The organism is Salinispira sp. (genome assembly GCF_059431795.1).
This window is the reverse complement of record NZ_JBXWXS010000013.1, coordinates 183,898-195,400: the sequence shown is the minus strand read 5'-3', so window position 1 is coordinate 195,400 and position 11,503 is coordinate 183,898. Positions and strand designations below refer to the sequence as shown.

Here is an 11,503-nt window from a genome sequence, read left to right as displayed (position 1 = left end):
GACAGCAACCGGTTTAAAAGACACGAAACACTCAATAGCAAAGATAGAGGTCGCACATGCAAATACTTTTCGGAATTCTCGGACTCGGTTTAGTGGTAATTATCCATGAGGCGGGCCATTTCCTGGCCGCACGGGCCGTGGGCATAGATGTGGAGGTATTCTCCGTTGGTTGGGGAAAGAAACTGCTGGGAATTACCCGGGGGGGAACGGAGTACCGGATTTCCCTGATTCCCCTCGGTGGTTTCGTGAAAATGAAGGGCGAAACCGCATACCAAAAGGCCATAGAAGAGGGTCTGGATGAGATAGAGCCCCAGGAAAATTCGTTTTTCAGCGCAGCTCCATGGAAGCGGATAGTGGTGGCCATTGCCGGACCGGCAATGAATCTCGTATTCGCACTGGTGGTTTTAGGAATTATCAATCTTTCGGGCTTCAGCTACAGCAGTTTTGAAAACCGCATCGTCCTTGCAGACGACTATCCCCGGTATCATGCAATTTCCAGTTTACCAAGCCCCGCCGCCGAAGCAGGGCTTCAAACAGGCGATAAAATCCTGGCGGTTAACGGCGAATCTGTAGAGAATTACAGCGAACTGCGACAGCTTCTTGCCAGCAACGCCCTGGAAAACGTAAACCTTCAGGTGGAGCGGGACGGAACCATGCTGCAGCGCTCCGCGGATCTGATTCTGGATAACCAAACCGGAGCAGGAATTCTGGGTATTTCTCCATACATTGAACCGATAATCGACTCTCCGGTGGAAGGAGAAAGCCGGGGGTTACAGCCGGGAGACCGAATTACCGGAATTAACGGTAAAGAGGTGGAAAACAGCTTTGATGTGCGTCAGATCCTGGATTCCCTGTCGGTGGGAACCGAGCAGGTCTATGCGGATATCAGCGTGATCCGGGACGGGGAACCTGTGGTCATTGAGCACCCCCTGCAGCACAACCAGGAACAGGACGCACTCTATCTCGGATACTACTATTCCCAAAATACCTATCGCCATGCTGCTGACGGCCCCTTCGATGCATTGGCGTCCGGCTGGGAGGAAATAGGAAACACCCTGGCAATGACATTAAAAGGATTAGGATTGATGTTCAGAGGACTGGATCCCATGTCCGCTCTCTCCGGCCCCATCAGAATTGTAGATATAGTTGGCCAGGTTACCGCACAGGGCTTGAGCCAGGGAATTGCAGAAGGACTGCGTTCATTTTTTCATCTCTTAAGTCTCTTAAGCGTCGCACTCTTTTTCGGCAATCTTCTGCCCATCCCGGTGCTGGACGGTGGGCAGATTGTGGTTTTCACTGCGGAAATGATTAAACGGAAACCCATAAAACCCCGGACCTTCTTCCGGTATCAGACAATTGGGGCGATAATTGTATTTGGCCTCATTGCCTTTGTTTTATTCAGCGATTTATTATATATATTCGCAGGGTGATGACCCGAGAAAACTGGGAGACCCGCCGGAAGCCCGCATAAACAGCCGGCATGAGCACATAATGGAAGGGTACTTACTATGAAAAAACTACTACTTACTGCACTAATTCTGCTATTCACAACCACGGTTTTCGGAATTGAAGCCGTACCAGGAAGCTTTCCCCACATTAATCAGGGGCATTCTTCACCCGTAAGTGCCACAGCCGTACGGGATGACGGCCTGCTTTCGTTCAGCGGCAGTTCCAGCGGCGTACTCAAGGTATGGAACAATGAATCCCGCCGCCTGATCCAGCATATTCAAGTGGGTCAGGACCCGATTATTATGATAACCCCCCATCCACAGAATAATGAACTCGCACTGATTGAAGAAGGAAGCCGGGGCGAATACCGCCTATCTGTGTGGAACTGGGAAGATAAACGACTAAGTTTTGCCAGAACCTTGGAGGATCTTCCGGTGTTTCTCAACTACAGCCCCCGGGGATCGTTTTTAACCCTCGCCCTCCCCCAATGGAGATCTTTACGGTTTTATGACACCCAGCGGGCTCGGGAATTGAACTACCTTCCCGACGGATTCGGCATTGTTCAGCATGCCGTAGTGTCGGGGAGCGAAAATAGAATCATGACCTATTCAGGAAACAACGGGAATATCCGTTATCTGGATCTTAAAAGCGGCGAGCAAAATCATGAAACCCAAACACAGAGGGATTTGCGCTACTTTACCCTGCTTGACAATCAGCGGCATGCGTTGGGGTATGCAAATGGGACATTGTACCTCATCGATGTGGTAAACGGCAGAACCGTGGACAGCCTGGACAGCGGTGAGATTCTGGGAATTATTCCCGACAACTCCCGGGATAACGGGTATTTCCTGCTTCAGCAGCTTGGAAGACGGAAACGCCTGAATTCACTCAATGTACGCTTTGAAAATTCCATCCGGCTTGAGCGCAGTGCAGATTCCGTCAGCATCAGCGGGAATGCAGACTACTTCAGCACCAGTTCGGAAATTTCAGTGTTTGCAGCAGACAACGGACAACTTGGAATGGTGGAAGACGGGAGCATCCGTTTTCTTGGCGTAACCGGACTCAGCGGTGTTCAGCGGATCGTATATCAGGGAAACTGGACATATATCCAAAGTGCCGATGGTATATCCCGCATTCCCAGCGGATTGCTCCTTGAAGCAGGAAACCGGGGCACCCAAAGCAACTTTGAAGGTGTCGAAGAATTAATCACACGGCTGGATCTTCCCATTGTAAACCCTGCAGGCATGGCTCCCCTGGATAATGTGAGAATTCTCATCTGGGGCAGAGAGGAGACCCAAAGCATCCTGGAATACAACAGTTTCACCCGGGAAGTTACGCGTATAGACGTTGAAATGCGATCCCCCATTCAGGAAATCCGGGTCGGGGAGCGATACATCATTCTGATGGACAATGAAGACGGCATTCAGCTCTTGGATATACACAGCTACGAAAAGCAGTTTCAATACCAAACCCTGGGACTGATGGACGTACTGGAACTATCCAACGGGCAACTGCTCATTGCAAAGAACCAGTCAGGATTTTTCAACTCCAGCCTGATTCAAGTAAATCCACAGACCGGAGAAACATCTATTGTTGAAAGTGAGGACACGGTGGTATTCCAGTTCGTGCGCCCTTCCAACAGCAGAACATTCTACAGCCTTGGAATTGCAAGCAGCAGAGGCAGCTCCTACACACATATCAGAGAGTTTTCCCAGGGCAGACTCTCCTCTGGCAGAAGTATAATGCGTTTTACCGGCGAAGATAGCCATGCATCTATGTTTTTCAATGACGAAAACAACAGTCTGGTCACCTCCGCCGGTCCGGACGGAGTGAGTATTTACCGCAACCGTCGTTTAAACAGTCTTGAAAGTAATAATAATCTTCCCCTGAAGGTGTTTGCGGAAGGGAATTTAGTTTTTGCTGTGAACGCGGACGGAACCGCCAGCATTTGGGACGGCAGAAGCAGGGATCTGGTGTCTCAGATCACCTCACTGCCCAACGGTGACCTGGTAATACTCCTTCCCGACAGCTCCTTTATTCCCCTGGAGACCAATCCTGGTAACCCAATTTTCCCATACACCGAACTTCTAACTCCTGTTCGACTATCCTCGGGAGCACAAGCACGGCTTAACAGAATTGATGTACTCCCCGCTGAATCACCAACCGGAGAAGAAACCCGAAGATCGGGTGAAACAGATCCTCCGGAGGAAAAAGCTGCAGGAAATACCGATTCAGGCTCGGATTCAGAACAGGATACGCAAGATAGCGGAGGTAATTCCCCGGATCAGGATTCTGCCTCTGGCGGGGATGAAGAAGCTGCCGGGAATGACAGAAATGCCGAGGAAGAGGGAAATGCTAACGTAGAGAAAGACGACGCCGCCTCCGATGGGAATACTAATTGAGAAACGGCAGATTGATTCACCTAAGGGATCGTTATCCGGGGATAAGTATGAAGCCCAAGAAGAGAATTCTGAGAAATACGTTGATGGGCAAACAGGTATGTCTGAGTCCGGTTGGTTTAGTTCCAGTTGGATTCAGCCCGGATCGTTTCGATCCGGTTGGATTCAGTCCGGCGGATTCTCGCTGATTTTTGCCACAGCCTGGTTCACCGCACTGGCAATTTCATCCCTGTGCTCCTGGGACAATGCCGGAGCATACACTCTTCCAAGAAGATTGGCCCGGTACATGGGCTTTACCAAATTCAACGCATAGGCGGCCATGTCGACTACTGAATCCTGATCCTTGGGCACATTGTTATCCGAAAGCTCAAGTTGACGCTCCAGTTCCTCAAAGACCAGTTCTTCAGCTTCATTATACAGATCTTCAAAATTATACCTGGCTTCTAATGCCATTGCCCCTCCCTCTTTCCGCGGTATTACCGGCGGTCAAGTGATACATATTCAGCATAACTCGGCAGGAAGTTAATATCAACTGTACCCACAGGGCCGTTCCGGTTCTTGGCAAGAATGAGCTGAGTTTCCACACCCTGCATATTTTCCGCAAGCTCCTTATCGTGGGAGCGGTCTCTGTGAAGGAAAAGTACCACGTCGGCATCCTGCTCAATAGCGCCGGATTCCCGTATGCTCGCCAGATGGGGAGCCTTACCTTCACTGTCACGACTTACCTGACTCAGGGCTACGATGGGTATTTCCAGTTCACGAGCCAGAGCCTTGAGACTACGGCTAATTTCTGCCACCTGAAGATGTCTGTCCATCCCATTGTTTTCCGGTGTAATAATAGAGAGGTAGTCGATGAAGATGATTTTCACATCGTGCTGGGATTTCATCCTTCGTGCCTGGGCTTTCAAATCCAGAAGGCGCATGTTGGGAGTATCACCGATATACAAGGGAGCATCGTATATCACACTGGCAACATCCATAATAGAGTGAAAATCACTGGCTTTCAGAAGCCCCTTGCGCAAATTGCCGCCGGGGATTCGGGATTCCATGGAAATGACACGCTGCATCAGCTGCATGTTGGCCATTTCGAGGCTGAAAAACCCGGTGGGGATGTGGTGGCGAAGGCAGATATTCCTGGTCATGGAAAGGGCAAGAGCGGTTTTCCCTATGGATGGCCGGGCGCCGATGATAATGAATTCAGAGTTTTGAAAGCCGTCAGTCATATCGTCCAGCGTGGTAAATCCGCTGGCAATGCCGGTATAATTCCCCGCATTATTATAATAACTTTCAATGGTTTCTACTGCTAAATTCACGATATCACGGGCCTTTTTATAGCCTTCGGAAACCTGACCGTCGGTTATATCGAAAATTTTCCGCTCTGCATCATCAATAACCTGGCTGATCTCCTGGCTTTCGTCATAGGCTTCCCCGCTTATCTCTGCAGATATGCGAAGCAGAGTTCTGCGCAGGCTGTTTTCCTTTACGATTCCCGCATAATACCCTACGTTTGCGCTTGTGGGGACCACATCGGTGAGTCCCGAGATATACGAGACTCCGCCCACCTGATCAAGCATTTTTTGGGCTTGAAGTTCATCGTTCAGGGTTATGAGATCAATGGGTTCGTTTCTCGCTGCAAGATCTTTAATTGCCGTATAAATCTTCTGATGAGCATTCCGGTAGAAATCAGAGGGTCTCAACTGGAGAACAACCTGATCAAGAGTCTGTTCAGGATCCAAAAGGATGGCACCCAGACAAGCCTGTTCAGCTTCGATACTGTGGGGAGGAACTCTTCCTCCGTGCTTTTGAATGTCGCTCACATGTTGCTCCCGGTAAGTAATATAATGCAGAAGAGATTCTCCGGCAGAGGCTGTGTGTCATAGAACTATATGCATATAATAATGCCGCCGACAGATCCTGTCGACGGCATTCTATTGATGAGAAGAAAATGATTAGCGAAAACTATTCTTCGCCTTCTCCGGCTTTCTCTTCTGTTTCACCGGCAGCAGCTTCACTCTCTTCTGCCGTGGTTTGCTCGGATTCCTTTGGGGCGGCGGCAGCTGCAGGCTTTTCATTTTTGGCAGCAGCTGCAGGGGCAGCATCGGCTTTTCCACCTTCCTTCTGGATATCTACGCCCAGATCCGCATCATGATCTCCGTACAGCTTGATTTTCAGCTTGTAGTTACCAAGGGTTTTCAATGTGTGTCCGGGAATTTCAACTTTCTTCCGTTCCACTTCCATCCCCTGCTTGGCAAGTTCATCCACGATCATTTGGGAAGTAACGGCACCAAAAAGTTTACCGTTATCTCCTGCGGGCATGTTGAACTGAAGCGTGGTGCCATTGAGCCGCTCTTTCAGAGAAAGTGCATTTTGCCGCTTTTCTTCTTTCCGCTTCTCGATGGCTTTCATTCGGCTTTCCAGTACGGCAAGGTTGGTCTTGTTGTACATGGAAACCATACCTTTGGGAAGAAGATAGTTCCGGGCATATCCCGGAGAGACATTTATAATATCCCCTTCTTCACCAAGGCTTGCAATGTCAGTATTTAATATTACCTTCATTGACCTGTCCTTAAAAATTTATTCTTTTGGATGCATTACCCCGGGGCGAAACATGGAAACCCATGATCAAACCTGAGGTCCACAGCCACTTCGAATCCTGGCAACCGGATCAACGAACCGGAGGTCAGGATCCCGCCGAACCGCCGGAGGCGGTTCCACTCGAATAATGTATCCAGATTGAGGAAATACCGAACAATGCCAGCATCCCCAAAAATATCAGATTCAGTCCCGGGAGCAGTACTCCAAGGATTAATAGTCCCGGCAGCATGGTTCTTAACAGGGGCCGGGTCTGTGCCAGACGAAGGATTACCCCCAAACCCTGTAAAACATAGAGCAAACCGGAAATAAGAAACAAATTCCAGCCGATGTACGCCATGGGTAACACTGCGAAACGCTCGGCGATCATCAGCCCTGCCAGGCTCACGATAAACACCCACACAAAAAGCTGGGGCATGGCAAAGCGTCTGAGTAAAAACAGCAGTATTCGGGAACCCCCTGCCAAAAGCAGTCCCAGAGAAGCCCCGATCAGCAAAACCAGCAGGGAACTTAGACCCAAGGAACGGTATATCACCTGTTTTGACAGTTCCAGCAGCTGTTCGCCGTCCATACCGGGCATTAGCTGATTCAGCAAATCCCCCTGGGACGACCCCCCCGAGAGTAATTGAAGCAACTGTTCCCAGCCTCCGCCATTGGAAAACTGATACAGCACCGCCGTCATTCCTGCAGAAGTGGCCACAGAAGCGGCCAGTATTCGCAGCCAGATGGGTATAATGCGGTAGGTACGCTCCGATTCTTTCCCTCCAAAAGTGATTCTTCGAAGGTTCAAAATCAGAAGCCCGATCAACATACCGGCGGCGCTGAAGTACACGCTTACCTGAGGCTGCTCAAGCCCCCGTATCAGCAGAATAACACCGGCTATACCTGCAGAAGTCATGAAGGCATAGCCGAAGCTTTTCATTCCCTGCCTGAATGCTGCAAACTGCAGGGGAACAATAAATAGCATATTTATCATCCCCAGGCCCAGGAGCACACCGGATACCAGACCGCTGATTAATCCGGTCTTTACATCATTGCCCCCGGAAGAACCTGGAGAACCGCCGGGTGTTCTCAGCAGTCTTCCACTATTCCGGGGATTTCCAATTGGATTCACTTTTTCCGATTATCCCATGGGAAGAAGTGCCAAATATCTGGCCTTCTTAATTTCCCGGACCAGACGCCGCTGATTTTTTGCACTGGTTCCGGTAATACGGCGGGGAAGAATTTTTCCCTTGTCTGTTACAAAACGGCGAAGAATTTCAGGGTGTTTATAATCAACGGTGAGATTCTGCGTCTTAATTTTGTCTACCTTCTTCTTAAAGAAGGGTTTTCCACCGCCGCGGCGCGGGGGGCGCCGGTTGTCCCGGTCATCACTGTTTCTATCGTTGTTTCTTGAATCGCTCATGTTTATCCTCCAACATAAATCCCTGTAATAGGGTCGAAATCACATCCATCTATATGTATATGGTTTGCGATTTCTCAAGATCTCGAGGGTTTCTCAATATCTTCGGTTTCACAAATCGCCGCAGGCTGAATATGCCTGCCTAGAACGGAATATCGTCATCGAATCCGTCATCAACAGGAGCCGGACCCTGGTTGCTAAATCCGCCTCCCTGCTGGGGTGAGTTTTGGCTGTAGCCTCCACCCTGATTGGAATATCCGCCCTGGTTCTGGCCTCCGCCGGGTTTATTTCCCACAAGCTGAATATCGTTCACCAATATTTCAACCTTGCTTCGATTCTGTCCGGTTTGTTTATCCTGCCACCTGTTCTGCTGCAGCGTACCCAGCACCACCACCTGCTGCCCTTTGGAGAGATAGCGCTGTAAAGCATCTGCACGCCTTCCCAAAAGCACTGCATCAAAAAAATGGCTTTCTTCGGTCCACTGATCGCCGCTTTTCCGGCTCTGAGTATTTGCAATAGAAAATCGGGCAATTGCGGTGCCGTTGGTGCTGTATTTGAGTTCAGCGTCACGGGTTAGGCGCCCGACAAGTGTTACTGAATTGAGGTCTGAAGCCATAGGGCCCTCCGGTTATTCTAGTCGTCCTGGCGGGTTACCAGTATTCGCAGAAGATCGTCGAAGTATTTCACCCGGTCTTCAATTTGATGTGCTGATGCGGGATCCATTTTGAATTCGAACACCAAATAATGACTCTGAAGTTCACCTTCAATCTGGTATGCAAGGGTGCGTACCGCCATGTCGTGTTCTTTAATGGATTCGGCACCAAGTTCCTTCAGTACTGCCAGCACTTCCTCCCGGGAAGCCTGGTACTTTTCTTCTTCCGCCTTAAAAACACAGGCGGCTTCATATGTGCGCATTGTTCCTCCTCACGGACCAATCATCGGCCGAGCTTACTCGAGCCGGTGACATCGACCATTCCATGGACCGGGGACCGGCTTGAAAACCGGTCAGAATGGCAAAGAGGCAAAAAGTATTACCTTTCTGTCTTTTTTTCGGATGTCAGATTCTCGTGTTGATATATTCTCCCTCTACAGGGAAATTTGGTTGCTAAAAATATCATGCTGAGCCTTTCGCTGTCAAGCTGAGGCCCTTCTCCGCCGAAGTATATCAATAGGGCGAAGCAGTACTATCCCGTCAGCCCTGTATAGAGAGGTATAGAGACGTGAGCGCTCAGGTACATTACGATGCAAATATATTCTTTATCGCGTTGCTCATCAGAGATCTTCGCAGAGGGTGTATGCTGAAGATCGACCCCTCCTACTTCCTGGACAAGATTATTGAAGACATCATGTTCTGCGACGAGTCCCTGAAAACCCTCATGAACTCACTGGGCCAAAACGACCATTTGGTGAATCAGGAAAAGCATCTGAGAGATCTCTATTTGGCAAAACGGGACCTGGTGCTGCTCCTTGAAGATCTGATCGGAGAGCAACTGCCTTTCGCTTCTGAAATCCGGCAATATGTATCCCGGTTCAACCAGATTATCCGCGGTCAAAAAGAGGATATGATGGAAATTGACGATTCCCTGAATGCTACCATTCCCCAAGGGGATGAAAAAAATATTGTCAGCCAGCAGGAATACCAAATTCTCTTCGATGATTCCCAGGATGAAGCCTGAGACGGATATTTCCCACGTGTATTTCCCTTCAAAATAGTATGCCCTTGCTCACATTCTTACAATTATGTAGTATAGGAATTGAGGTACAAAGGTGAACGCACATATGTCAGAATCTCCGGAACAACAACTTGAAGAACTGTCGCTATTATTTTCCATCAGCCAGATTCTTGACCAGAGTCTGGACATTAAACAGGTAGTGGACCCGGTACTAGAAGCCGTGGGCGAAGAATTCGGTATGCTCAGGGGAACCATCTCTCTGCTGGATACCAACACCGAAGAGATTTTTATAGAGTCTGCCTACGGTCTCAGTGATGAGGAGATCGAAAAAGGTCAGTATCAATTGGGAGAGGGAATTACCGGAAAGGTTGTTGAATCGGGAATTCCGAGAATAATTCCCAAGATATCAGACAGTCTGGAATTTCTCAACCGTACCGGTGCCCGGGCACAGACCCCTGAACAGGAGCACGCCTTTCTTTGTGTTCCAATTAAACTGGGAAACACTACCATCGGTGCTTTCTCGGTGGACATTCCCAGCCCGGAGAACGACGTGTTGCTGGAGCAGCGTACCCGGCTGCTTTCAATTATTGCGTCAATGCTTGCTCAGGCGGTAAAAATCCGCAGGGATGTAATGGAAGAGAAGCGGGTGCTCATGGAGGAAAACCAGCGACTGCAGGATGAGCTCAGGGACCGTTTTAAGCCTGCGAATATTATCGGCAACTCAAAATCCATGCAGAATGTATTCGATATGATCGCACAGGTTTCCCGGTCAGATGCCACTGTACTGATCCGGGGGGAAAGCGGTACAGGAAAAGAACTGGTGGCGCATGCTATTCATTACAACAGCCATCGATCGGGAAAACCCTTCGTCAAGGTCAATTGCGCAGCATTACCGGAGACGGTAATTGAAAGCGAGCTTTTCGGGCATGAAAAAGGTGCATTCACTTCGGCTATCGCCACCCGGAAGGGTCGCTTTGAGATGGCAAACGGCGGCACCATCTTCCTGGATGAAATCGGAGACCTCTCCCCCACCACCCAGGTGAAGCTCCTGCGGGTACTTCAGGAAAAAGAATTTGAACGGGTGGGAGGCAACGATACGATTCGCACCAATGTGCGGGTAATCGCCGCCACCAACCGGAATCTGGAAGACTTGATGAATCAAAATATTTTCCGGGAAGATCTCTACTACCGATTGAATGTATTTCCTGTACATATTCCCCCCCTCAGGGACAGGAAAAGCGATATTTTACTCTTGGCCGATCATTTTATTGCCAAATACAACAAGCAGAATATGAAAACTGTTCGCAGAATCTCCACACCGGCTATTGAACTGCTCACCAACTACCACTGGCCGGGAAATGTGAGGGAACTTGAGAATTGCGTTGAACGTGCGGTGCTTTTGAGTATTGATAACGTAATTCATTCCCACCATTTACCCCCAAGTCTTCAATCCGCCGAATCCACCGGTACCCGGCTGAATGAAGGCCTGCAGGAAGCTCTGGATTCCCTTGAACGGGAACTGCTGCAGGATGCACTGAAATCCACCAAGGGTAATATGGCCAAAGCCGCCCGGCTTCTGGATCTTACAGAGCGGAAGATGGGCCTGAGAGTAAAAAAGCACAACGTGGATCCCAGGATCTACCGTTAGAGAACTCTGTACTTCCACGGCGCCCGATTTTCCGGGCGCTTTTCTCATTTGCCGGAGAACCCGGCCCTTCAGTTCATAACTCCCGGAATCCCCCCTCCCGCTCCTGACTGAGATGTCCCTCAGGAATGATCCGAATACGTGCGTAGCATGTATATACCCTACATTTATGTACTTTTAGCATATAGTAATTACATTTTTGTATCTTTTTCTTTATCGGCATACGCAAACGGTTTCTCATTCAAAATTTTTTTCACTTTCTTAAGTTCCCTCTCCACAAATAGTTAGAACCCTGGCAAGTACTTTATTCACTATACGCATCGGTTTTTGGCACGCTTCCTGC

Annotated in this window: 11 protein-coding genes; 4 read left to right on the top strand and 7 right to left on the bottom strand. The window is 49.3% G+C overall.

All coding sequences use genetic code 11. The features are described from left to right. The first annotated feature begins 56 nt into the window (after positions 1–56). Both rseP and AC52PS_RS04555 read left to right on the top strand, forming a co-directional pair. Entirely contained in the window at positions 57–1,430 is a 1,374-nt protein-coding gene (gene rseP / locus AC52PS_RS04560; RefSeq protein ID WP_495561854.1) for an RIP metalloprotease RseP, read from the top strand. A gap of 78 nt (positions 1,431–1,508) precedes the next feature. Then, positions 1,509–3,851, top strand: a complete 2,343-nt coding sequence (locus AC52PS_RS04555) for a WD40 repeat domain-containing protein (protein WP_495561853.1) — start codon at positions 1,509–1,511, stop codon at positions 3,849–3,851. Positions 3,852–4,013: 162 nt separating this feature from the next. Here the strand turns inward: AC52PS_RS04555 and AC52PS_RS04550 are convergent, their stop codons facing one another. From AC52PS_RS04550 to rpsF, 7 genes are all read right to left on the bottom strand, one after another. Next, positions 4,014–4,301, bottom strand: coding sequence for a late competence development ComFB family protein (locus tag AC52PS_RS04550; RefSeq protein ID WP_495561852.1), 288 nt, complete (start codon positions 4,299–4,301; stop codon positions 4,014–4,016). Positions 4,302–4,324: 23 nt separating this feature from the next. Beyond that, positions 4,325–5,665 carry a replicative DNA helicase gene (gene dnaB, locus AC52PS_RS04545; RefSeq protein ID WP_495561851.1) on the bottom strand — a complete coding sequence of 447 codons (1,341 nt, stop codon included), beginning with the start codon at positions 5,663–5,665 and terminating at the stop codon, positions 4,325–4,327. Positions 5,666–5,807: 142 nt separating this feature from the next. Beyond that, positions 5,808–6,404, bottom strand: a complete 597-nt coding sequence (rplI, locus tag AC52PS_RS04540) for a 50S ribosomal protein L9 (RefSeq protein ID WP_495561850.1) — start codon at positions 6,402–6,404, stop codon at positions 5,808–5,810. A gap of 124 nt (positions 6,405–6,528) precedes the next feature. Beyond that, positions 6,529–7,554: a hypothetical protein gene (locus AC52PS_RS04535; RefSeq protein WP_495561849.1), complete on the bottom strand. Its 1,026-nt coding sequence runs from the start codon at positions 7,552–7,554 to the stop codon at positions 6,529–6,531. Positions 7,555–7,563: 9 nt separating this feature from the next. Next, positions 7,564–7,845: a 30S ribosomal protein S18 gene (gene rpsR, locus AC52PS_RS04530; RefSeq protein WP_495561848.1), complete on the bottom strand. Its 282-nt coding sequence runs from the start codon at positions 7,843–7,845 to the stop codon at positions 7,564–7,566. Between the two features lie 139 nt (positions 7,846–7,984). After that, the gene (gene ssb, locus AC52PS_RS04525; RefSeq protein WP_495561847.1) at positions 7,985–8,458 is read right to left on the bottom strand and encodes a single-stranded DNA-binding protein; all 474 of its coding nucleotides are present in this window, start codon (positions 8,456–8,458) and stop codon (positions 7,985–7,987) included. 17 nt (positions 8,459–8,475) lie between these two features. After that, entirely contained in the window at positions 8,476–8,757 is a 282-nt protein-coding gene (rpsF, locus tag AC52PS_RS04520) for a 30S ribosomal protein S6 (protein ID WP_495561846.1), read from the bottom strand. A 380-nt stretch (positions 8,758–9,137) separates the two neighbouring features. Here rpsF and AC52PS_RS04515 point away from each other — a divergent pair, with 380 nt between their 5' ends. Both AC52PS_RS04515 and AC52PS_RS04510 read left to right on the top strand, forming a co-directional pair. Next, a complete protein-coding gene (locus AC52PS_RS04515; protein ID WP_495561845.1) occupies positions 9,138–9,518 on the top strand; it encodes a hypothetical protein in 381 nt (126 codons plus the stop codon). Between the two features lie 103 nt (positions 9,519–9,621). Continuing rightward, on the top strand, positions 9,622–11,163 hold the full coding sequence (locus tag AC52PS_RS04510) for a sigma 54-interacting transcriptional regulator (RefSeq protein WP_495561844.1): 1,542 nt from the start codon (positions 9,622–9,624) through the stop codon (positions 11,161–11,163). Positions 11,164–11,503: the final 340 nt, after the last annotated feature.